Origin of the sequence: Johnsonella ignava ATCC 51276 (genome assembly GCF_000235445.1) — a bacterium.
Lineage (GTDB): Bacteria > Bacillota > Clostridia > Lachnospirales > Lachnospiraceae > Johnsonella > Johnsonella ignava.
In genome coordinates, this window is the sequence record NZ_JH378834.1 from 97,413 (window position 1) to 121,023 (window position 23,611).

The 23,611-nt window shown below is 46.6% G+C and carries 20 protein-coding genes, 1 tRNA gene and 3 pseudogenes; 8 read left to right on the top strand and 16 right to left on the bottom strand.

The features are described from left to right. The 3 genes and pseudogenes from HMPREF9333_RS13080 to HMPREF9333_RS08610 form a co-directional block, all read right to left on the bottom strand. Positions 1-823 (bottom strand): annotated as a pseudogene (locus HMPREF9333_RS13080) (hypothetical protein); the annotation flags it as partial. Between the two features lie 598 nt (positions 824-1,421). Next, positions 1,422-1,940 carry a cytidine deaminase gene (locus HMPREF9333_RS08605; protein WP_005541439.1) on the bottom strand — a complete coding sequence of 173 codons (519 nt, stop codon included), beginning with the start codon at positions 1,938-1,940 and terminating at the stop codon, positions 1,422-1,424. After that, on the bottom strand, positions 1,930-2,727 hold the full coding sequence (locus HMPREF9333_RS08610) for a GNAT family N-acetyltransferase (protein ID WP_005541440.1): 798 nt from the start codon (positions 2,725-2,727) through the stop codon (positions 1,930-1,932). Before HMPREF9333_RS08610 ends, HMPREF9333_RS08605 begins: the two co-directional genes overlap by 11 nt. A gap of 466 nt (positions 2,728-3,193) precedes the next feature. On the opposite strand from HMPREF9333_RS08610, the gene HMPREF9333_RS08615 reads away from it, so the two are divergent. From HMPREF9333_RS08615 to HMPREF9333_RS08630, 3 genes are all read left to right on the top strand, one after another. Beyond that, positions 3,194-3,658: a pyridoxamine 5'-phosphate oxidase family protein gene (locus tag HMPREF9333_RS08615; RefSeq protein ID WP_005541441.1), complete on the top strand. Its 465-nt coding sequence runs from the start codon at positions 3,194-3,196 to the stop codon at positions 3,656-3,658. Positions 3,659-3,796: 138 nt separating this feature from the next. Further along, positions 3,797-4,729, top strand: a complete 933-nt coding sequence (locus HMPREF9333_RS08620) for a DUF3881 family protein (protein WP_040882737.1) — start codon at positions 3,797-3,799, stop codon at positions 4,727-4,729. A gap of 292 nt (positions 4,730-5,021) precedes the next feature. Beyond that, positions 5,022-5,098 (top strand) — tRNA-Arg (locus HMPREF9333_RS08630). A 187-nt stretch (positions 5,099-5,285) separates the two neighbouring features. Here HMPREF9333_RS08630 and HMPREF9333_RS08635 read toward each other — a convergent pair. The 9 genes from HMPREF9333_RS08635 to HMPREF9333_RS08690 form a co-directional block, all read right to left on the bottom strand. Beyond that, complete coding sequence (locus HMPREF9333_RS08635; RefSeq protein WP_005541443.1) at positions 5,286-6,680, bottom strand: site-specific integrase; 1,395 nt, start codon at positions 6,678-6,680, stop codon at positions 5,286-5,288. Between the two features lie 20 nt (positions 6,681-6,700). Continuing rightward, positions 6,701-6,907, bottom strand: a complete 207-nt coding sequence (locus HMPREF9333_RS08640; protein ID WP_005541444.1) for a helix-turn-helix domain-containing protein — start codon at positions 6,905-6,907, stop codon at positions 6,701-6,703. 528 nt (positions 6,908-7,435) lie between these two features. Then, a complete protein-coding gene (locus HMPREF9333_RS08650; protein ID WP_040882711.1) occupies positions 7,436-7,672 on the bottom strand; it encodes a helix-turn-helix domain-containing protein in 237 nt (78 codons plus the stop codon). A gap of 4 nt (positions 7,673-7,676) precedes the next feature. After that, positions 7,677-8,111 carry a sigma-70 family RNA polymerase sigma factor gene (locus HMPREF9333_RS08655; protein ID WP_005541445.1) on the bottom strand — a complete coding sequence of 145 codons (435 nt, stop codon included), beginning with the start codon at positions 8,109-8,111 and terminating at the stop codon, positions 7,677-7,679. A gap of 662 nt (positions 8,112-8,773) precedes the next feature. Then, positions 8,774-9,490: a M15 family metallopeptidase gene (locus tag HMPREF9333_RS08670; RefSeq protein ID WP_330370758.1), complete on the bottom strand. Its 717-nt coding sequence runs from the start codon at positions 9,488-9,490 to the stop codon at positions 8,774-8,776. Then, on the bottom strand, positions 9,483-11,984 hold the full coding sequence (locus HMPREF9333_RS08675) for an ABC transporter permease (protein ID WP_005541448.1): 2,502 nt from the start codon (positions 11,982-11,984) through the stop codon (positions 9,483-9,485). The genes HMPREF9333_RS08670 and HMPREF9333_RS08675 overlap by 8 nt, the downstream gene beginning before the upstream one ends. A gap of 14 nt (positions 11,985-11,998) precedes the next feature. Beyond that, a complete protein-coding gene (locus HMPREF9333_RS08680) occupies positions 11,999-12,664 on the bottom strand; it encodes an ABC transporter ATP-binding protein (RefSeq protein ID WP_005541450.1) in 666 nt (221 codons plus the stop codon). A 177-nt stretch (positions 12,665-12,841) separates the two neighbouring features. Continuing rightward, complete coding sequence (locus HMPREF9333_RS08685; RefSeq protein WP_005541451.1) at positions 12,842-13,873, bottom strand: sensor histidine kinase; 1,032 nt, start codon at positions 13,871-13,873, stop codon at positions 12,842-12,844. Beyond that, positions 13,870-14,562: a response regulator transcription factor gene (locus HMPREF9333_RS08690; RefSeq protein ID WP_005541452.1), complete on the bottom strand. Its 693-nt coding sequence runs from the start codon at positions 14,560-14,562 to the stop codon at positions 13,870-13,872. Before HMPREF9333_RS08690 ends, HMPREF9333_RS08685 begins: the two co-directional genes overlap by 4 nt. A 219-nt stretch (positions 14,563-14,781) precedes the next feature. On the opposite strand from HMPREF9333_RS08690, the gene HMPREF9333_RS08695 reads away from it, so the two are divergent. From HMPREF9333_RS08695 to HMPREF9333_RS08715, 5 genes are all read left to right on the top strand, one after another. Further along, entirely contained in the window at positions 14,782-15,150 is a 369-nt protein-coding gene (locus tag HMPREF9333_RS08695; protein WP_005541453.1) for a helix-turn-helix transcriptional regulator, read from the top strand. Between the two features lie 161 nt (positions 15,151-15,311). After that, complete coding sequence (locus HMPREF9333_RS08700) at positions 15,312-15,641, top strand: MobC family plasmid mobilization relaxosome protein (protein WP_005541454.1); 330 nt, start codon at positions 15,312-15,314, stop codon at positions 15,639-15,641. Then, positions 15,602-16,945, top strand: coding sequence for a relaxase/mobilization nuclease domain-containing protein (locus tag HMPREF9333_RS08705; protein WP_005541455.1), 1,344 nt, complete (start codon positions 15,602-15,604; stop codon positions 16,943-16,945). The genes HMPREF9333_RS08700 and HMPREF9333_RS08705 overlap by 40 nt, the downstream gene beginning before the upstream one ends. Positions 16,946-17,016: 71 nt before the next feature. Continuing rightward, positions 17,017-17,349 carry a DUF6050 family protein gene (locus tag HMPREF9333_RS08710; RefSeq protein WP_040882716.1) on the top strand — a complete coding sequence of 111 codons (333 nt, stop codon included), beginning with the start codon at positions 17,017-17,019 and terminating at the stop codon, positions 17,347-17,349. Positions 17,350-17,592: 243 nt separating this feature from the next. After that, a complete protein-coding gene (locus HMPREF9333_RS08715) occupies positions 17,593-18,471 on the top strand; it encodes a BRO-N domain-containing protein (RefSeq protein ID WP_005541456.1) in 879 nt (292 codons plus the stop codon). 354 nt (positions 18,472-18,825) lie between these two features. Here the strand turns inward: HMPREF9333_RS08715 and HMPREF9333_RS13650 are convergent. The 4 genes and pseudogenes from HMPREF9333_RS13650 to HMPREF9333_RS08735 form a co-directional block, all read right to left on the bottom strand. Next, positions 18,826-19,640: pseudogene (locus HMPREF9333_RS13650) on the bottom strand (YodL domain-containing protein); the annotation flags it as partial. Between the two features lie 480 nt (positions 19,641-20,120). After that, a pseudogene (locus tag HMPREF9333_RS13655) lies at positions 20,121-20,675 on the bottom strand (antirestriction protein ArdA); the annotation flags it as partial. A 12-nt stretch (positions 20,676-20,687) separates the two neighbouring features. Continuing rightward, positions 20,688-21,167 carry a hypothetical protein gene (locus tag HMPREF9333_RS08730; RefSeq protein ID WP_005541459.1) on the bottom strand — a complete coding sequence of 160 codons (480 nt, stop codon included), beginning with the start codon at positions 21,165-21,167 and terminating at the stop codon, positions 20,688-20,690. Then, positions 21,154-23,292: a type IA DNA topoisomerase gene (locus HMPREF9333_RS08735; protein ID WP_005541460.1), complete on the bottom strand. Its 2,139-nt coding sequence runs from the start codon at positions 23,290-23,292 to the stop codon at positions 21,154-21,156. Before HMPREF9333_RS08735 ends, HMPREF9333_RS08730 begins: the two co-directional genes overlap by 14 nt. Positions 23,293-23,611: the final 319 nt, after the last annotated feature.

The following is a 23,611-nucleotide window of genomic DNA, read 5'->3' on the forward strand; positions in this document are numbered from 1 at the left end:
TTGCTCCGGGTTTAACGGTTTGTTCTGCTCCGGATTTAACGGTTTGTTTTGTCTCCGGGTTTAACGGTTTGTTCTGCTCCGGATTTGACGGTTTGTTTTGCTCCGGGTTTAACGGTTTGTTCTGCTCCGGATTTGACGGTTTGTTTTGCTCCGGATTTGACGGTTTGTTTTGCTCCGGATTTGACGGTTTGTTTTCATCAGGAGTTGAAGCTCCCTTTCCGTCTGAGGTTGAAGAACCGCCTCCCGAAGAACTGCCGCCCCTTGAAGAACCGCCTCCTCTTGAAGATCCTCCACCGCCGGATGCTCCTCCGGAAGAACCGCCGCCCATAACTACTTTAGATTTCTCCCCTGAGATTTTACCGGCCACTGAGCTAAGTCCTTTATCCTTTTCAAAATGCGGTTTATCTTCCTCATCAACCCACTGACCTTTTTCATTTACTTTATAGCCCTCAGGTTTTGCATTTGTAATAAGCTTTCCGCTTACTTTATCGAAGTAATAGCAATATCCTTCAATCCACTGCCAGCCTGTAAGCATCTTTCCTGCCGTACTTCCCTGTGCAGTGTCAAGGAAGTATTTAAAGCCGTCAGGCGCATCTAACCAGCCCTGTTTCATAACACCTGTAGCCTTATCTATATAATACCACAGATTATTGCTTAATACCCAGCCTGAACTTGGCTGACCCGACTCATTATAGTGCTTCCACGCACCATTTACTTCTTTCCAGCCTGACAGTGAACTGGCATCTGCTCCAAAACTCTGTGAGAGCATACATACAGATGCTAAAACACATACAGCTGATTTTTTTAATAACTTCTTTCTCATTCATCCCTCCTATTAGATTTTAATTTTACTGAAGTTAATTTTTCACTGAGCTTCTATGAAATCCTATTATAAATTAATTTCACATAAGCTCATTTATATATTAACCTGTTCAAAACATATACTGCCATAGTTTTATGTTTACTCTATTGTAAAATAATCCGGCAACTATATTTTTACAGGTTCTATGCTAATTTACACCTCCATTATCTCTGTATATTAACATATAAACTAATATGTTCCAACACACACTATATTGTAAGGGCATGTGAACACCGGAGCTGCTAATATAACAGCAAAATAAGGTTTTTGTCAATATCTTTTATATACATTTATATTGTGTACCCAAAAAAGAACATACACTATATACTGCTCTTTTTTATATTGTTTGTCTTTTATATTTTAAATTTATATATTAATCTTTAAATACAAAAACTGTATAACTTTGTATTATCAAAAAATTCTAAATTAAGTCATCTATTAAAACCTCTGATACTTTGCTCTATACCCATGTGATTTATTGTATATTCATTCATAGTTATACTGCATAATTACATTAAGGAAACAATGATTAAATCATTGTTTCCTTAAATTTAAATAATCACTTTAAGTCTTCCGGTCCGAAACCGTAAGGAAGAAGTTCTTTAAGCTTATACTCTCTATAATCTTTCGGGCTTTTAGCAATATAAATTATAAAATCCTCCGGTCTGCAAAATTCACGCATTACCTGCCTGCATACTCCACATGGAAAAACATAACTGTCAACAATACCGTCCCTGCCACCACATACAGCTATTGCCTTAAATTCTTTCTCTCCATGTGAAACAGCCTTAAAAAATGCCGTCCTTTCCGCACAATTTGTAGGAGTATATGATGCATTTTCAATATTTATGCCTGTATAAATATTTCCGCTTTTTCCAAGCAATGCCGCACCCACATGAAAATGAGAATAAGGTGCATATGCCATAGGCAATATTTTAAATGCAGCTCTAATCAGAGCATCTTCAGGTATTACAACTTTGTTTCTGTCATTATCTCCGGTTTTATTATTATCGTCATTTATTTTTTTTACCGGATTCGTTTTTTCATTTTGCTTATGCCTGCCGTCCCTATAATTCACCGTATAAACTCCTGTTATCTATCTGAAATACCTTATATTCCTTATCAAACACATACCCCAACTTTTTTGCAAGCTCGACAGACTGAAGATTAGCTGCATCCCAGTTAGGATATATCCCCTTATCAATACAGTCAAGTATAAATCTTGCAGCCGCTGCCAGTGCAAGTCCCTGTCTCCTGTATTCCTTTTTAGTTGCAACGGTTACTTCCATCATTCCTTCTGAAAAGCCATAGGCTGAACAACCTGCAACAAGCTCATCACCTTTATATATAACATAACCCATGCCGTATTCAAGAAATTTATTTTCATTTTCAAAATTTGAGACAAAATCATTGCTCCATGCTTCTTTTAATGCATCATTATAGCTATTTTTATCTATTCTTTCTATTTTCATGCCTGCGGGTATATTTTTTACATATTCCTTTAAAACCTTCTTATTAAAATGCTGTTCATCTCTTTTAATTGCATATCTGCTTAATTTGCGATAATTACAGTCAAGATTTTCTTCAAGCCATATATCCCATAAATCATTTGAAGGAGTTATATAAGCGTGATTACATTCCTTTATAAGAGTTGCACGAAGATCCATCATCCTTGCTCCCCTAGGAGTAAGTCCAAGTAAAAAAGCATAATTTCCCAATTTTATTAAACAAAATTTAGGATCATTAAGTTTAGCTACCCATACCCTGCCCATTGAACCTTCCATTGAAGAACGTACAAGAACATCCTTGCTGTCTTTACACAACGGAACGACAACATCTCTTTTACTATAACTTAATTCAATCATATGTGTTCCTCCTATGAAATCTTAAAAATAATCTTTTAGAAACGGCACTCTTCTAAAAATGATAGAAATATGTAAAAGCCGTATCATTGCTTTGTACAGTTTTGATTTCTCCTTAACATTTGAGGCATACAGCAGTCAAACTGTAACCATTTTCTTATATAATCTTTAACAATAAAAGATTACAGGACTACCTTATTATACATAATATCTATCTACTTGTCTATAAACATAGAATTAATTATTATAAAATATGCTATTTTTCACCCCGCTAAAGATATCTTTATTTGATAATAATTATATATATAATTTATTGTTATTTTAGTAGTTACATATACTGTAATACTGTATAATATAATTAAAAAATTATTTACAGTGTATTATTTGAATGATTTTTATGGTCTGAAGCTATTTTACTATTTACAAATCACTTCAGAAATATATAATAATTAAAATTAAGGAGATTGTTATGAGACGCAGCGACAGAGAAGTAAAAAATATAGATGATATAATGGCTATTATTAAAGAATGTGATGTATGCAGGATAGCACTTAATGACAAAGAATATCCATATATATTACCTGTTAATTTCGGTATGAAACTGAATGACGGTAAAATAATCTTATATTTTCATGGTGCAACTGAAGGAAAAAAATATGAGATTATTGCAGCCGACAACCGTGCAGCTTTTGAGATGGACTGTGAACACAAACTTATATCGGATATTCAGCGAGGTTATTGCAGCATGAGTTATAAAAGCGTAATAGGATACGGAAAAATAAACGAGGTTTTTGAAGAAGAAAAATATGAAGCACTCTGTCTGCTTGTGAACCATTTTCATAAAGACGGCTTTAAGTTCAATCCTGCCGCCATACCTCGTACAAGAGTTTTTAAACTTGAGGTTGAAAGCATTAGCGGCAAAATAAAGGGCTGATTTAAAATACTTATAAAATTCATTTTACCTTATTAACAATATATGATAAACAGTTTGCAGCCTTTTGCTATAATAAATACATAGAAAGCTATAAGAACTATATTACTATTAATGAAATTTGAAGGATGGATAAATATTATGCATATGTATCTGAGATGTGCAGGTTTCCCTAATTACAGGGGGAGAAATGAAGTCAAAAATCTGCTCGAAAAACTTGAACATGATAATATGGATAAGATGAGAGCGGTCAGTTTTAATAAAGATGAAATGCGATGGGAAATAAAAGCTGGCGTTACTCCTACTATGGGAATATGCATGATGGGAACTATTAATAAAGAAAACGGAACCTATGTAAGAGAGCATTATTTTCCATATATTAATTCTGAAGATATGAGTTTAAATCTGCCATGTTTTATCAAAAGGCGGATAGACTATGATACCTACTCAGGAGTAATCGATGATTCAAAAAGAGATATATCTCTAATATTCAGGATAAACAATACATTTGAGTACCTTGACAGATTTTTAAAAAGGAAATCGGTCGCAGCCAAAGCAGTATATCTTTCAGCGTGGTCATCCTGCGGCAGGATTATACTTCCGCTTGCCGACAAGGGGCTTCAATCAAATAATGATATTAAAATACAACAAAAAAAATTTGACGACTCATTTAGAAATTTTGAAAATACGGAATATAATTATAATGAACCTGATCCGGAAAATACCAGAGATTTTTCAGGTTTCGGTTCCCTGTCTGAGGAACTGAATATGTACAGCTGTGCTGTACTCAGAATGAATAAAGAAGATATTTATACTATCGTTGAAAGCTATTTTATACCTTGCGGAATAGAGTGTGAAGTTTATTCGGCATTAGGATATATACTAAAAATTGAAACTCATAAAAATTATTATACTAATGAAATAATATATGATCTGGTTCTTGAATGTAACGGCATACCGTTCCATGTAGGTATAAATAAATGTGATTTGGAAGGTGAGCCTGTTGTAGGCAGAAGGTTTAAAGGAGTGGTATGGATGCAGGGCAGGGTTGAATTTGAAAAAGATTCCTTTTAAAGTCAAAAAATACTGGAAAAAATCCAATATACATGTTATAATGCCACCGGCATATAATTCAGACAGTTTTACAGCATATTAAGGTATAATATATATTAAACCGGCTGATTTTTATATTTACAAAAACTGTTATATTGTCTTACTTAAGGTTTAGGCTATAAATTCGTAAAATATCCGATTTATGCCGAAAACTGATAATGTCCGCGTAGCTCAGCAGGATAGAGCGACCGCCTCCTAAGCGGCAGATTGTTCGATTCCTTCGAGCAGTAAAAATTGCATAAATCTTAAAAATGTCTCAGTAGCTCAGCTGGATAGAGCACACGCCTCCTAAGCGTGGGGTCGGAGGTTCAAATCCTCTCTGGGACGCCAGAAAGCACCGCTGCAAGCCTTTTTTCGGGGTTTGCAGCGTTTTTTTGTTTCTCCTTCTCCCGGTAATTTCACTTCCGTTACCGGGAGATTTTTATACGCCGCATGATGTATATTTGCTAATTTGACTCGAACGCTTTTCAGAAATTTGCTAAGAAAATTCTGTGTTTTGCTAATTCGATTTTTCGGATCACTTTGCCGGGGCTTGCGCTGCTATCAGGGCTGCGAGCGCACTTGCCAGCTCCGGCGACTTCTGAAGCTGTTCCACAAGGCTTTCAAGGTCCAGGGTTGCAGGCTCCGATTTTACCGGTTCCTCCGGCGGACGGACATTGCGAAGATCAGGCTTGGCATAGAAGGCTGTCTCGAATTTCTGAGCGTTGACCTTTCTATCCTCGTCCAGAATGTGAGCATAGATACTGGTTATCATGTCGATCTCGGCATGGCCCGTATCGCCCTGGGTGGCTTTCAGATCGCCGTGGTTCAGTTTCAGCTTGTAGGTGGTACTGGAATGACGGAGAGAATGAAAGACCACCTTTGGCAGCCCTGCGTCCTCACGGAGCTTTGCAAACTCTTTGAGGATGATCCGATCCTCGCAGGGGCGACCGTTGGGAAGTGCCACGACCAGATCGAAGTCCTGATACTCTTCGCCCAGGAAGCCTTTCAGCTCGTCCTGGGACTTTTTCCATTCTCGCAGAATATAGGCAAGCGTTTTCGGCAGCCACACCTTACGGATACTGGAGTCGGTTTTCGGCTTTTTCAAAATAATTCTTGTGCTGGTGTTCGGCATGAGCGGAGTGAAGATGTAATAGATATCCTTCTCGCCCAGCGTTTCAATCGCCCGTTTGGAAGCCCGTGTCAGCTCCTTGTCGATGTAGACATAGGCATTATCCGCCGCAATATCTTCATCGGAAATATGGACGTTCTCCCAGGTCAGCCCCAGGATTTCACCCATACGCAGAGAGCAGGCAAAGGAAAGGTTCATTGCCACATAGAGCTTGCTGTCCGTGCATTTGTCCAGAGCAAGACGAATCATATCTGCTGTCCAGATATCCCGTTTCGCATACTCCGTTTTAGGGAGGATCACATTGTCAAAGGGATTTCTTGCAATGATTTCCCATCGTACCGCCTGCTTAAACGCACACCGCAGGAGCTTGATGATCTTTTCGATGGTCTTGTCGCTGACATGGGTGGTGACGGCCTTTCGGGTCTTGGTAGACACCGACTTGGTTTTCTGCAAGGTTTGGATATAACCGTCAACCGCACGGGGAGTAACCGCCTGTACCTCCATATCACCGATGATCGGATTGATATAGTTCGCAATCAGTGCCGTTTGGCTGTCATACATAGACACGCCCCATTTCTTTTCTCCGTAAAGAGATACAAAGTCATAAAGGAACTCGGTGATCGTCTGATTGCTTGGCGGGAGAAAAGTTCCCGTGTGCTGCTGATTTTCGATTTCCGCCTTACGCTTCAAGGCCTCCTTGTGGGTATGCCAGGTTTCCCATTTCTGTTTGGTTTCTCCGTTTTCGTCCACATAGTTGTAAATAACGGAATAGTTTTTCTTTCGCTTGATAATAGATGCCATATCGTTCTTCCTTTCTTGGATCAAAGGTCGAGGGAGTCAAGCCACTCGTCAAATGACCGCTTGGAAATGCGTATGGCGTTACCAATTCGCACGATTTTGAAGTGCCCTTCTTTTACAAGGATATATGCGGAAGTTCTTCCGATGCCCAGAATTTGAGCAATATCGTCAACCGTATACGTCCTTCTTTCAGGGGTTTCTTTCTTCGTGCCGTTCCATGTTTGAGACATGAGAACCCCCTTTCAGTTATGAAAAGGAACAGCACGAATATGTGTGGGTAATATAACTTCCACCATTATTTTACCGTGCTGTTCCGTGTTTGTCTGCTGCTAATTGAAAAGTTTATGATCTATCCATAAACTTTCAAAAAAGAAAAGTAGGCTTACGGACGGCTGCTGGCACAGCTCCACGGGAGTCTAACCCCGGCCCATGCTGATGGGTGCGGCGCACAATGCTTTGTGGGCGTTCAATGCGCGAGTATCTTTGACCCTGCCCGTGTGTCATCGCCCGCAAGCAGCCACGCTTGCTTTGCGGTCTGGTGCTGTTCGCTCGCCCGTTACAGTGGTCCCGTCCTGCGGACTTGAAACGAGGTCATGGCGCACCGACCGTATGGCTCGGCACAAACAGGAATGTATCCGTTTGCCTTATACTGCGGCGCTGGCCTCCCAACGGGCTTTCTTTGTCAAGGTGCTGCCTCCGGCCACGAAAGAGAGGAAACAGGGAAAGGGTAAGCTGTTTTCGCTTTCAGACCGGGCTTGTCAGCTCATGCTGACAATGGAATGAATGAGCTTGATCTCCAATCGGCGCTTCATGTACTCGTCCACCCGAACATGGGACTGGCCGTCAGGATTGTAAAGTGTCCGGGTGCAGAGCTTATTGATATAGCCCTCATAATATCGGAGTACCCGATCCACAGCCTGAGAGTCCCCGTCACGGGCGGCATCAATCACCGAAAGAGGAAGAAGCTCCTTGCCCTTGTAAGTGGGGTTCTTCATACCTTCAACCTCCCTTCGGCATGAGTGCGGCCAACTTGATCCGCAGCTCGGTCAATGATTTTGCCCTTCGCCGCTGAACGGCGCTGCGAGACATTCCAACAAGGCGGCCAACCTCCTGATCCGGCAAGTCCAGAACAAAATGCAGGATCAAAATACTCTGCTCCTGAACAGACAAGCCGGCGAAGGCATCAGCCACAAGCTCGTTTTCGATATGTAGGTCATACCCGTGGGACGAGAATGTAAATCTGTCACTGGGGTAATGATCTACAACGCAGAGCTTGTCCATCTCCATTTGCGGAAGGTCGCTGAATGACAGTTCCCTGTCACGGCGCCTCTGCATTTCCCGGAGGTAGTCGATTGCCTCATGGTACAGTACCAGCTTGCAGTAAGCATCGAACTGGCACCGCTCGCCATAGTCATTGCGGGGGATCATATCCATCTTTTCACCCCCTTTCCTTGGGGAATGAGGTGGGTTTCTCCCTTTCCGCTAACAAGGCGAACGCAAAGCCGCTCGCTACCCGCTAAAAGCCTCCTTTTTGAAAATTCCTTAAAAAATTTTTTCGAGGTGGGCTTATCCTCGGAAAACAGCAAAAAGCGCCCAGCAAGTCGCAACGGACCTGCTGGGCGCAGAAATGTTTTATAAAGATGATTGCCTACATGATATAGTTCATATTCGAGGCCGGACGGCTCCGTCGGAGGGGTTATGCTTTTTTTGACTGGTGCAGATCATGGACACTGCGGAAAAGAGAAAAGGACACGGCAAATTAACCTCCTATCGGCTACCGTGTCCCTGCAAGTCGTCATTAGTTTGTGCAAGAGCAAAGAAACGGCGGCTCTGAATTTCTCAAAGCCGCCGCTTCATAAGCGCGTGAAAATGTGTCTGCTGTACGACGGTTTTTTTTCTTTTGCCGTCGTCCGGCAGGTTGATAACAAACTATTCTTCTTTCTGAGGATTATTATAAAATTCAAATATTACACAAATATCCGAGGTAACGTTACTTTCGACAGAAAAACCTCCTGAATTGTTACAAGGCTCGGACATTTCAATATGTTTTGCGAAAACGATAGCGGGGCGTATTGCGCTTTCCCCGCCATCATTACTCAGTTCATCATACCGATATATTCTTCCAAGCAAAGGCCACTCTCATAAATCTTTGCAGCAGATTCTGCGCCAACATATCTGTAATGCCACGGTTCATAATCCGTCTTGGTAATTTCTGTTTTATCCTCCGGGTATCGCAAAATAAAACCATATTTCCATGCGTTATCAGCCAACCACGCATACACTTGCTGTCCCGAAGAATTCACACCGTCTGCATTGATGTCAACGGCCAAACCTGTTTGATGTTCGCTATAACCGACATCAGCCACCCATTTCTTTGCTTCCGATTTTGCCTCTGATCTGGAATAGCCCTGTGCGAGAAAACTGTCCACCTTATCATCCATCAGTTCCCGCTGCTTTTTAGCGGTGCGGTAACCGGAGGCAACGACCGGATATACTTCTTGGGCACGCATATCGTCAAACATCTGCTGTAAATCCGGATAAATGCGGGAATCCACACTCTGGCCGTTTGACAGCTCCGTAAGCTCTACTTTCCAGTCTTTCGGTATCTTATACTCCCAATTAACAAGGATCAGGTTCCAGCCATGCTCCATGCTGGCAACGTCTGTATTAAAGTGCAAAAAATCCTGGAAAGCAGTCTGATTCACCGCAAATCGGACTGCGCTTATTGTTAGGATGAGGACAAGGAGAGAAAGAACTATCCGTTTTCCCTTGCGGTGTTTTTTTCTGGTTTTCTGCCGCATTGGATCATTCACCGACCTTTAATCGCTCCGTTACACTTTGACGGCTTATCAATCGGTATGCAATATATGGAATTGCCAAACCGAACAGAAGAAGCAGGACGGGCATCACCAGCATAGGCCAGACCTCCAGTTTGAAATTCAAAAACCAAATCTGCTTACAGATTGGCCGAATAACTTGAAGGGCGCCAATCAAGGACAGCGGGACAGAAACAACGGTTGCCAAAAGCACATAGGCGCAGCCTTCCTGACGAAGCATCTTCAGCAGTTGTCTGCCTGTCATTCCCACGCTTTGGAGCGTAGCAAACTCTCTGCGGCGAGTAAAAATACTGGTCAACATGGTGTTGGCAAAGTTCAGTATGCCGATAAGCCCAATTATAAATGCCATTGTACCGCCTATAGACACGATCATATTTTGAATGTCTGTTACGCCAGCCATGATCGTACTCTTGGATTTGTAAGTCATGGTGGGTTCCACATTCTTTGTGTACTCATCCAAAAACGCATCCATTTCGGGTCCTTTACCTTGCGAAACATCAAAGCTGTAACTCATGACATAATTGTTGCAGGTAAAATCCTCATAAACTTCACTTGGAAGGAAGAAACAAGAGCCTACCCAATCATAGGTATTTGCTTCATTTGCCACAACGTGAGCCAATACCGTAAAATCTCGAACAATTCCATTGCAGGATACTTGGACTTGATCCCCAACGGAATGATTTAGACTGCTTTTATCTAAATCCCCCCGGGTACCAACATAGGCACCCTCTAAAATATAATTACCGGATGCAAGTTTTTCCATGTTCAGTTCTCCATCCACCACTTGCACACGTGAAAGCAGGAGCGGGTCAAGCCCGTAAAGGTATGTGGAGAAGGAACCGTCCTCCTGCTGGTTATATGCTTGCTTCGTTGTTTCACTTTTATAGCTCGACTTGCATCCATATTCGCAGCCACCATAGTCAAATCCATCCTGCTGCTCGACAGCTTGAATAAAGCTCTGGCTCAATGCACTTTCTTCACTTACCCGATAGTAGTCTAATAGGCTGCTTTGACCAATGCAAAAATCAAAATTGATCATATTCTGAATTGCATTTTCCGGGTCAACGCTATTAGAGAAATTGAAAACGGTGTTGGTAAGAATGATGCTCAGAGAAAGGCTGAGGATTACCAGAATTGTCCGCTTTTTATCTCGGCCCAGATTTTCCCATGCCATTCTTTTCTGGAGATTGCCGGAGCGGATCCTTTTCTTTCTCTTACCTTTCATAGCTGTATCAGAATCTGTATATCTAAGAGCCTCAATGGGAGAAACTTTCGCTGCCATTTTTACAGGTTTTCGGATACTGATCTTTACTGTAAGCAATGCAAATAGTGCCGCGGCTACAAAAATAAGTGGGTTAGGGGATACAGTTGCATAAGCTGCGGAAAAACTCGTTTGCTCAATCAGCAGGGGTAAGAGTGCTTTACCGATAAAGAAGCCCCCTCCCAATCCAATCGGAATACCGATCAAAGAAAGTATCCATGCCTGCCTACTTAGGATAGAACGGATCTGCCGATCTGTCGTCCCGATGGTTTTCAGCAGTCCGTAAAAATGCAGATCGCGCAGGACAGAAATTTGAAAAATATTATAAATAATGAGGTATCCTGTAAGCAAAAATGCTGCCAAGATACAGATCAGTGCGAGAATTGTACCGGTTCCGGTTGACTTTTCTAACGACAAATACAGAGGGTTCACACCTGCATTGATATAGTTTGGGGCTTCCGTATCGGAAGAATAACCGCTGTCTGCGATTACCGTTGCTAAATCTCTCTCCACATTTTTTGTGTTTTCAAACTTTATAATGCCGGTGATTGTGCCAGTATCGTTATGATCCTGCGAGAAAGTACTCACCAACTCATCCTCATGTGCATCCATATAGGCGCGGGAGGTAACAATCGTCCCATATTGTACGCCGGGATAACTGTTCCACCAACCAGAGAGAATAAAATTTCGCGTTACTTTTTGACCGTGGATCGTCAACTCCAGAGATAGTTCTGCTCCGACTTTTTCCGGCACGCCAAGCAGTTCCAATGTTGTGGTATCTGCAATGACTTCATTTTCTGCTACGGGTTTATGTCCGACGGTTGGCTCAATAAACTGGTACTTCATGCCAACATCGTCATAATACCAGAAAAGTGTTTCTCTCTTTGAGAGTTGTCCGTTATCCACGCTATCGGCCAGCTTACGGCAGTATGCTATTTCCCGTATCAAAGGATGACTGCTAATCGTAGCATACTCGGAATCATTCATATCAATAATTCTGGCATGTCCATCTCCGCCGGACAAAATATAATTTGCCCGCTGTGTACTCGCTGTAATGCCTGCTCCAAGTGTAAACAGCCCTGTAAATAGAACAGTTGTTAGGATAATCGCCGTCACAACGAAGAGGTTACGCATTCTGTCGCGGCGAAAACTCCTGCTCGCAATCTTTTTCTCGATAAAACTGGTATCATTTTCAAAAGGCCATGTCATAACTTGCCACCTCCTTACTCCACGATCCTGCCGTCCTCAATGCGGACAATCCGATCTGCAAGACGGGCAATGTCGTTGTTGTGGGTAATTATGACTACGGTTTGCCGAAACTCGGCACTGGTGCGCTTAATCAATCCCAGCACCTCGGCGCTGGTCTTGCTGTCAAGGTTGCCGGTCGGCTCGTCGGCCAGCACGATAGCCGGTTTGGTAATCAGAGCACGGGCAATAGCCACACGCTGCTGCTGGCCGCCGGAAAGATTGTTCGGCATATTTTTCAGTTTATCTTCCAGCCCCAGCAGGTGAACGATCTCGTATAGAAACTTTTTGTCTACCATGTCTCCATCCAGAGCGACCGGCAGAACAATGTTCTCATATACATTCAGAATAGGAACAAGGTTATAATTTTGAAAGATAAAACCGATGTTGCGGCGGCGGAAGATCGTAAGCTGTTCGTCGTTCTTCTTTGCCAGTTCTTCGCCCCGGACGATCACAGTTCCGCTGGTGGGGGTATCCAGCCCGCCCATCATGTTAAGCAGGGTGGACTTGCCACTTCCAGAGGTTCCCACAACGGTCACAAACTCGCCGTCCTCCACGTAGAAGTTCACGCCATCAAGGGCGCGGGTGATGTTCGGCTCTGTGCCGTAATACTTTTTCAGGTCGATAGTCTGTAAAATGTTCATATTCAAAACTCCTTTCAAGGCTTTCTGTTTGTTGATAAGGGTATTGTAAAACCCAAATGTCCGCGAAATGTTACAGCGGCCAAAAAATTTCATTGAAAATCGGGGTGAAATGTTACAACGCTCGGACATTTCAAAAAAATTTACGGCGGGCAGCCGGAAATGGCCGTCCGCCGCGTTCTATTTTACAGGAAGCATGATAGAAAATTTTGAACCTTTCCCCGGCTCCGAAACCACTTTGATATAGCCGCCCTGCCGCGTTACGATCTCGCGGGCCAGATACAGACCAATGCCCACGCCTGGCTCATCGTGTACTTCTTCCTCCCGATAGAAGCGCCGGAAGATGGCGGCCTGATTGCTTTCGGAAATGCCCTTGCCGGTATCGGCTACTTTGATCTCCGCATACATTTCCCACAGCACCACCGATACCGTGATTCTCCCGCCTACCGGGGTGTACTTCACCGCATTGTCCAGCAGGTTAAAGAGGGCTTCGGATGTCCACTTGCTGTCATGGGAAAAGGTCAAATCCTCCGGGCAGTCCACAGCCACGGCGATTTCTTTTTTCTCTGCTGCATACACAATTCCGCTCATGGCCTGCGCCACGGTATCAAAGAGGCGGCCCGGTTTCTTATCCAACTGGATCACGCCCGTTTCCAGCCGGGAGGTTTTCACAAGGGCCTGAAAGAGAAAGTCCAGCTTATCCGTCTGGCTGCGGATTCCACGGATAAAGTCGGTACGCTCCGCCTCCGTCATAGGCTTTTCCAGCAGCGTGTCCGTCGCCATTTTCAGATTGCTTACCGGCGTTTTCACCTGATGGGAAATATCCGATACAAGGGTCTGTAACTCCTGCCGTTCCTCGTCCACCCGGCGGCGGTTCTCCTGCATGATCTGGTAAAGCCTTGCCAGCCGGTGTCCAATTCTGGCAAGCTGGGTTTCGCTGTCCGACCGGCGCTGGGGCACTTCATTTCCGGCGATCATGTGGTCTAAGGTCTGGCACAGGTCAGCGGTAAACTGCGACAGCCGCTTTCCAAACGCCTGCGTCAGTACAAAAATCCCCACAAGGGCGCACAGCAGCAACGCCCCGCCCGTCAGCAGCACCGCCGTCTGTTTTGTCACAAAAAACAGGGCTATGGTGATCCCGGACATGGAGAGGACAAGTCCTATTGCCACCCAGCCAAACAGCCGCTTTACCGAGAGGTTTTGAAACTTCATTTTGCCTCGCCTCCCGTCCATTGATAACCCATGCCGTAAACAGTCTTGATGTAGGGGGCGCCTCCGTCGGATTCAATCTTGCTGCGAATCCGGCTAATGGAGGTTGTCAGCGTGTGTTCGTCCACATACTTCTCGTCTATATCCCACAGCTTTTCCAAAAGCTGTCCACGGGTCAGCACTTGCCGAGGATTTCTGCGAAACAGGTTCAGCATTTTGTACTCCATCGGGGATAGAGTCAGAGGCTTTCCATTTAAGGAAGCCGTCTGCTCTGAAAAGTCCAGAAATAGCTGTCCATCGTCGTAAATGTCTTTAGCCGGTATGTGGTGTTCCAGCATGGCGAACATGGCTTTGATTTTTCGCTGCAAGGCTCTGATCACAAAGGGCTTTGTGATGTAGTCCACCGCGCCCACCTCATAACCCCGTATCTGGTCGCTCTCCTGATCGTTGGCGGTCAGGAAAATCACGATGGTGTCCGGGTGCTGGGGCTTTATTAGCCTGCACAGTTCAAAACCGTTGCCGTCCGGCAGGTTGACGTCCAGCAGAACTAAATCAAACTCCCGTTGGCGGATGGCATCAGCTGCGGTTCTGGCGTTTAGGGCAGATGTCACGCCATAGCCATCTGCGGTCAGGTTATAAGCCAACATCTTATTCAAAAAACTGTCATCCTCGACAATTAAAATCTGCTTCATATCCTCACATCCTTTGCTTTTTGCAGATAGTATAACAGGCAAATGTCCGCAAAATGTTACGGCAGACAAATTTTTCAAAAAAGGTTTTTCTCCTCATTATAGGATAGCCCACTTTACAATACAAGGTGGAAAATATGAATTATAAAGTTTAATCCAGACGCATATAGCAGCATTCCATGGGCAACCTATGAAATATAGAATGTAAGCGGGTGATGCAATATGGCAAAAATCGAAGATTGTCCCGGTTTTGAAACTTTTGGCGCGGACGTAAAGGAAGCGCGGAAAGCAAAGCATCTCACGCGAAAAGACTTGGCGGAAAAGGTAAACATCGAATCTCGGTATCTTGCCAATATCGAGAATGAGGGAACGATCCCCAGTCTGCCCGTCGTGATACAGCTTATCAAGATTTGCGGCCTGCCCGTGGAACACTACTTCAATCCAGAAGTCATGCGGGAGGAAAGCGAAGATCGGAAACGGGTCAGCCACAAGCTGAAACTTTGCCCGGAGCAGTATCTACCAATCGTGGAGGGTGCCATTGACGGGGCATTAAAAATTGAACAGCCTAATGAAGAAACTGAGGGTGTCTGAACATCCTCTGTTTTCTTTTATTTTGTGGGTAATTCCAGACTTCCGTAACGCTTTATAAGTAGGGATAAGATACGGTAGCAAGCACAGCAAGTGAGTACCCACTTGCGAATTTTCCTGCTTGTTGGGATATCCCAAACCCTTATGCAAAACGGAGGCGACGCATGGCAAATCGAAAGCGGAATATTCAGATGAAACTCTATGTCACGGTGGATGAAAAACGGCTCATAGACGAAAAAATGAGCCAGTTACCGACATGCAGATATGGCGCCTACCTCCGAAAGATGGCGATTGACGGATATATCATCTATACGGGCACCGCAGATATCAAGGCGTTCACCAAAGAACTATCGGCCATCGGCAGGAACATCAACCAGATCGCAAAGCGGATCAATGCCGGAGGACCTGCGTATCAGGCCGACATGGACGAGATACGGGAAAGGCTGGAGGAGATATGGCAGTTACAAAGACGCATCCTATCAAGTCAACGCTGAAAGCGGCCATTGACTATATCTGCAACCCGGAGAAAACAGATGGGAAGCTCCTGGTATCCTCCTATGGCTGCGCCTCCGAAACCGCAGATATCGAATTCTCCTGGACTCGCCGCCATGCCATCGACAAGGGAACGAACCTGGGCCGCCACCTGATCCAAGCCTTTCAGCCTGGGGAGGTCACGCCGGAGCAGGCCCATGAGATCGGCATGGAACTTGCAAAAGAAATCCTGGGTGGCAAATATGAATTTGTGCTTACCACCCATATAGACAAGGATCATGTTCATAACCATCTGATTTTCAATGCGGTCAGCTTTGCGGATCATAAGCACTATCATTCCAACAAGCGAAGCTATCACGATATCCGCCGTACCTCCGACCGGCTTTGCAAGGAACACGGTCTGTCTGTCATCATCCCAGGACAGGACAAGGGCAAGAGCTATATTGAACATCAGGCTACGCAGAACGGCACCAGCTATAAGGCAAAGCTGAAAGCGGCAATCGACCGACTCCTGCCAGCCTGTTCCGATTTAGAAGAACTGCTTCGTCGCCTGCAGAGAGAAGGCTATGAGATCAAGCGGGGCAAATATATCTCCGCCAGAGCGCCGGATCAGGAACGATTCACCCGTCTGAAAACCCTGGGTGTGGACTACACCGAAGAAGCCCTTGCCGCCCGGATTGCCGGACGATCCAGACCTTCCCACCAACCGAAACGGCAGGACGGAAAGATCAGCCTGCTCATTGATATCCAGAATAACATCAAGGCACAGCAGAGCGCAGGCTTCACCCATTGGGCGAAGCTGAACAATCTGAAACAAGCCGCCAAGACCATGAATTTCCTGACCGAGCACGGGATAAGCAACTATGGAGAACTGGAAAGCAAACTGACCGCATTATCCGCACGGAGAGAGACCTCTCATGCAGAGATCAAGCGGATAGAAAGCAGAAGTGGCGAACTTACCCTTGTGATGAAGCACGCCGGAACTTACCGTCAGCTAAAGCCTCTTTATGACAGATACCGTAAATCGAATGATAAAGAAAAGTTCCTGCGGGGGCATGAGAGCGAGATTATCCTTTTTGAAGCGACCACCAGAGAATTGAAACGGCTGGGGGCTGTGCCGCTGCCGACAACGGAAAGCATGAAAACGGAGCTCGCCAATCTCAGCGCAGAAAAGGAACGCCTTCTTGCGGAGTACAAAACCGCAAGAACCGAAGCCAAGGAATACGAGACCTTCAAGCAAAATGTGGATGCGCTGCTGACCGTTCCAAAGGAACAGAAACAACAGCGACGGCACGAACTTGAATAATTTTCTCTGAAAGACGCTGGGCGCAGCTCCCGGCATCCTGTATAATGGAACTGCGGAAGGAGGTTTTACCGATGACAAGAAGCGAAGCAATCAAAGCATTTTTCTTCAAAAGCGTACTGCCCGTGACCGTGGCACTGATCCTGTATTGTATCTTCAAATCCGCCTGCGTGAAGAACGGAGAGCTTGACTATGTATGGCTCTGGATACTCTGCGGGTTGCCGTTTGGACTCCATCGGATGTGCCTCTGGATCGTGCCGGGCAGCGGCTCCCTGGGTGGAGGGATCGCCCTGTTCGCGTTGAACTTCATTATCGGCGGCGTGATCGGCGGTTTCGTTCTGGCATGGCGGCTGATCGTAGCAGTGTGGTATGTACCGCTGACGGTGTACCGGCTGATCGTTGGTTGATTTTCTTGCGTCATGGAAATATGGAAAACTGCCGCTCGTGCCGATGGAAAAGCCATTCACAACCTGACGGAAAAAGACAAGCCTTTTCCCACAGGTCTGCAAACAGCTTTCCCACAGCCTCGCAATTCTGACAGTTTACGCACATTCCTACAACGCCTACTACGGCGAAATTTGCTTCTCTTATAGAAATAGAAACCCTTTCATGTTAAAATTAGAATACATACTCTAAGGAGGTTGAAGCGCATGGACGAAAGTAATTCCATCCAGCTTTTTGAAGATAGAAAAATACGCACCGCATGGGACGAAGAACAGGAAGAATGGTATTTCTCTGTTGTGGATGTTATCGCCGTCCTGACAGATAGCTCTAATCCAACAGACTATCTCAAAAAAATGCGTAAGCGTGATGAACAGCTTGCAAGCTACCTGGGGACAAATTGTCCCCAGGTAGCAATGATGGGCGCAACAGGCAAAAAGCGTAAAGTGCTGGCGGCAACGGCTGAACAGATTTTACGCATTATTCAGTCTATCCCATCACCTAAGGCTGAACCATTCAAACTCTGGCTTGCTCAGGTCGGCCGTGAACGCATCGAAGAAACGATTGACCCGGAACAGGCAATCGACCGTGCATTAGAGACCTATCAGAAAAAGGGATATGATACAGACTGGATTCATCAGCGACTTCTTTCTATCCGTGTCCGTAATGAACTTACCGATGAATGGCAGGAGCGCGGCGTACAGCAAGGCAAAGAGTATGCTATTCTCACAGATGAGATCACGAAAGCCTGGTCCGGCATGACTACTCGGCAATATAAGAAGCTGAAAGGTCTGAAAAAAGAAAACCTCCGTGATAATATGAGTACAATGGAAATTGTTCTGAATATGCTTGCAGAGGCAACAACCACAGAACTGTCAAAAGCACATCAGCCGGAAGGATTTTCTGAAAGTCAGAAGATTGCCCGTCGTGGCGGCAGCTATGCCGGTCAGGTTCGACAGGATATTGAAAAGGATACCGGGCGACCAGTCATTACATCGCAGAACGCCGCACAGCTTAATGCCGTAGTCGTTGACATGATAGAAAGTGTAGCGGAAACGGAAAAACCTGATAATGACGAAAACAAATAAAAAAAGCGGGAGTACAGCCGATCGGACGAACCGAAAAGCTGTACTCCCGTTTTGCGTGACAGAAAGTGTTTGAAATCAAGCCTTTTTCTTCATGTGCCAGCAAGCAGACTGGCACATGAGAAATCATAAAGGCTCCCTTTGAAAATACGGATACAGGGAATTATTCTGCGGTTTTTCCACCCTTATCTTCACAGATTTTAGATCGTTTGGAACTGTAATGCGGACAAGCGACCGGACACGCCCGGAAACTCTGCTTGCAGCCGCGGGAGCACTTACGGCAGATGTGGTTATACTGCCGTCTGCCGTTCTCGCCCAGGAAGAACGCCCATTCCAGCCGCCATTTCTTGCTTCGGCTCATAGGCAGTCCTGCTCCGGCACATCACGGCCAGGCTTCTTGCCCTCCGGGGGCTTATGCCCGGCGCACTCCCGTCTGGCATCCTCCAGCCGTTCCCGGATGGAAGGCTTCTCCGGCTTCGTCCGCTCCGCGTGCTCCTGTGCCTTTTCCAGTTCCTCGCCGCGTCTGCCGTTGTTGATAACCCCGTCGATCATGCCATAGTCATCCTCCAGCGTCATTTCCGCCGTGCGGAGGGGATTGTCCTGCTCCGGCTGCTGTGCGAGGACGGCGAACGCCCGTGTACCGTTGCCCATGATAAGGTATTTTCCATCGTCAGACTGATGGTGAACTCCATATCCTGCCGCTTCCATCTGCTCCCGCGTCATATTGGCCACACAAAAGCTGCCTCTGGGCGTGCTGATCCGCTCCTGTGTCGCCATCTGGTCCGGCGTGGGGATCGTGACCTCCGCCGCCCGTTCCGGCTGCAAAAATTCCGGCACCTGAGAAAAGCCGAAGCGGTCGCAATAGTGGGCGGTGTCCTTCCCGTCGTGATGCACACCACAATATCGGACACAGACAGGGAGTGCCCCTTGAAGTCTGCCGGGTGGTCGATATTAAAGCGAGTATAGATGCTTTCCAAACTGTCCTGCTCTGTCAGCGGGGCGGTATAGACCAGTTCATAGTTCTCCGGCTTCACGGAAAGGCCGTTGTTGCGGATGGCGTCCAGCGGCTCAAAGCGGCAATCCCGCGTGGCGGCCCCCGGTTTCAGTTGGTAGATGGAAAAAGTATCTCTCGGAACGGTCTGCACCTGCTCCGCAATGTCGGCGGGCGTCTGCACATAGCCTGCCGCCTCCGCCATGTACTCCCGTTCTGCCTTTTCTGCAAAAGCCAGCATTTCGTCAATACGGGACTTGTCCGGATTCTCCAACGCTGCCTTGATCTCGACGGGGTCAAAGTCCAAAAATTCCTCATAGCCCGTGGCATCCTTGAATTTTTCAATCTCCGAAGGGAGATAGTCCTCCTGAGTCTGACCCAGCGCCGCCAGCTTTTCATCCAGAGCGGAAATACGCCCCGCCATCAGGTTTTCGTAGATTTCCTCCTTGGCAGCCTGTTCCTCCGGGTGCTCCGCCGCATACTGCGGATCGTTCTGACGGAAAAACTCGTCCATGTCAAAGGCGATATCCATAGCCCATTCAGATTTTTCTTCTTCGGGAAGATCGTCCTGAAAAGTCATCACCCGGTACTCGTCGGGGATACTGCCGCGCTCACCGTCGTAATACTCATGGAAACTGTCACCCGTATCACGCACATAGCCCTGATCCGTGAAGGTGCCGTTTTCCTCCAACGCAACGTCCCGGCCGTAGGCCTCATAGTCGATGTAATTCTGCAAATGCTCTGGCACCTGCATAACGTCCAGTTCTTCGATGTAATAGCGGCCCAGATCGTCATAGTCATGGATATCGGGGTAAACCTCATAGCAATCCAGATTCTCGGTGAGGTTGATGATCTCCTGCAGGCTGCCGCAATGGTCGCCCATTTCCATACCGGCCTGAAACTGTGCGTATTCGCTTTCGCTCATTTCATCCAGCTTCGATGCCAGATAATTCAGCTCGTCCAGATTTTCATATTCACCCAGCTTGCTGTAAAGACCGTCCACATAGCAGTCATAGTCCGTGATGAACCATTCCTCATAGGGCTGGCCGAAGTCATCCTTCTGGCCGATCCCGATCTGCTTAAACACTTCCTTCAATTCCTTGGCGGTGGTGGGAAACTTCACCCACTCGCCCACAAGCTCGCCCTCATTGTACTTCCCAAGATTGGTGATAAAGGCGGCAAAGGGATAATCCTTGTCGTGATCGTAATATGGCATATCAGCACCTCCTTACAGTTCCGGCGCAGACTTTTCCTTATGGGGCTGCGCCTTGCTTTTCTCTGCACATTCCTTCTTGCCCTGTTCCAGCCGTTCCCGGATGGAGGGCTTTTTCTCCGGCTCCGCAGGGCGTTCATGCACCCACTCGTCGCCGGAAAGAGAAATATATCCGTGTTCCGTAAAATGGCCCTGTTCCTCCTGCATGGCGTATTTGCCAAACGGAACAGGGTCAATCGCTTTCAGAAGTTCCGTGGGTAACGGTGTATCCATGTGCTGCGCCAGATACCGCCAGCCCAGATCATTCAGATCGTGGATGTTTGGCTCAAATACGAAATAGTCGATGTTGGCCGCAAATTCCTTAAACTGCTCTGGTGTTGTCAGCTTGAAGGGCGAGGTCTGCACCGCCACCAGTAGCTCCCGGTTCTCCGGGGAGAGGGCAGCCACCGCCGCCCTCACTTCGGGTAAATGTTCCAAAGTCTTATTTTCTGCCATTGACACCTTCCTTTCTTTTCGGAAATTCCAGTTTGAAGTTGATGTATTTGCCACCCGTGTCATCCAGGATCACCGCAGCGTCATAAGCAGCCTGTTTCTTTTCAGACCACATTCCCTTGACATTAGTACGCCCCTTTTTCAGAAGGTCCGCTGCCATCTTCTTTGTCAGCTCTTTCTTGCGGCTCGTCCAGAAGCGGTCATTTTTCCAGAGCACGAAACCGCAGGACCGATCCGAACACGCAAAGTTCTTCTTGCCCTCATAGACCGGCTGGTCGCAGCGGGGGCAGGTACCGATCACTTCCTTCTCCGGGGCAAACAGCTTTTTGCCATCCTCGGAAATACAGGAATAGGTGGACACGATCTCTTGAACCATCGTGCGGATACCGTTCATGAAGGTATCCGGGTCAGTGCTGCCTTTTGCAATCTCCGTCAATTTCTGTTCCCATTCCGCTGTTAGCATGGGAGAGGTCAGCGGCTCCGGCAGGACTGTGACAAGGTTGATACCGGCTTTTGTGGGGATCAGGCTCTTGCCCTTGCGCTCCACAAATCCGGCTGCTACCAGCTTTTCGATGATAGCCGCCCTAGTCGCAGGCGTGCCAAGCCCTTTCCGCTCCGCCTCATCGGGAATATCATCCTTGCCTGCGTTCTCCATAGCGGACAGGAGGGTATCTTCTGTGTAGAGCTTCGGCGGCTGGGTGAAATGCTCGGTGACAGCAACCTCTGCGCCGTCAAAAGTCTGCCCTTCGGTGAAGCCCGGGAGCGTATCGCCGTCCCCATCCGCAGGCTTTTCTTTCAAGAAGGCACGGAAAATGCGGTCGATTTCCCGCCAGCCTTCGGAGATGACGCACTTGCCCTTTGCGGTGAAGGAATGGCCGCAGCAGTCAAATGTGGCCGTGACCGTCTCATACACATACGGCTCCGCTGATGCACACAGCAGCTTGCAGCAAACCAACAGGAACAAATTGCGCTCGCCCAGGGGCAGAGCCTTGATATCCGCTTTTTCAATCTCCATTGTGGGGATAATGGCGTGGTGGTCGGATACATCCTTGTCGGAGATCATGGACTCTACCAGCGGGAAGAAGTTACTGCAGCTATCAAAGGGCGGCAGCTTTGCCGCCAGATGGATCACGCAGGAGGCTGTTTCTGCCATGTCGGAGGTCAGATACCGGCTGTCCGTGCGGGGATAGGTCAGCAGCTTCTTTTCATAGAGGCTCTGGGTGTAGTCAAGGGTCTGCTTCGCCGTGTATCCGAACAGGCGGTTTGCCTCACGCTGCAAGGTGGTAAGGTCATAGAGCTTCGGAGGCTGTTCTTTTTTCTGCTCTTTCGTGACAGAGGTACAGGTGACGGCCGCACCCTTGCACATGGCCGCTGCCTGTTCCGCCTCCGCCGGATCGGTGAACTTCTCCGACACCGCCTCGGCTCCATCCAGTGTCAGGCGCAGCAGATGATATTTTTCCTTGTGGAACAGTGTGATCTTTGCGTCACGCTCCGCCAGCATTGCCAGCGTGGGTGTTTGCACACGGCCTACATTCAGGGTGCGGTGATAGAGGACGGAGAAAAGGCGGGTGGCATTGATCCCCACCAGCCAATCCGCTTTCTGGCGGCAGAGTGCAGATTGATACAGGGTTTCATAATCGGCGCCGGGGCGCAGATCAGAAAAGCCCTCCCGGATGGCGCTGTCCTCCATCGAGGAAATCCAAAGACGGAGGACCGGCTTGCGGCAACCAGCCATTTCATACATCAGACGGAAGATCAGCTCCCCTTCACGCCCGGCGTCACAGGCATTGACAATGGTATCCACATCGGGGCGGTTCATCAGGGCACGGAGATTTTCAAAAGCATCCTCCTTGCCTGGTGCCAGCACATAGCGAAATGGCTCCGGCAGAATGGGGAGATCATCATAGCGCCATTTCTTGAAACGCTCGTCATAGCCGCCCGCATCCATCGGGGATACCAAGTGCCCCACGCACCAGGATACGAGAAGGCCGTTGCCCTCATAAAAGCCATCGGCCCTGGATAAAGCACCCAGGGCCGATGCGATAGATTTTGCCACACTCGGTTTTTCTGCGATAATCAGTTTATGCGGAGTGGTTCTAAATGTAGAGTTTGTATTAAAATTATTCATATATCTTAAATATCTCCTTTCTAACTTTACATAATATTCTTACTAAATTTAAAATTAAATATAGTGCAATGCACTAATAATTTTAGAGGAGGTAGTATTATGTCAAAAAAAATAGTACTGATTGCTGAATTGCCGTCATATATTGATGGACTGTGCAAAAGGCTTAAAGAGATGGGATATTCCGACGGAACAATTAAAAACCCATCGAAGAACTCTTAATAAATTCTAGCCAATATGCAGATAAAATGACAGTTAAGAATTTGATTACTTCGCTATTCAGCTAATTTGTTATTGCTAGCAATGCAGATAACTATGATAA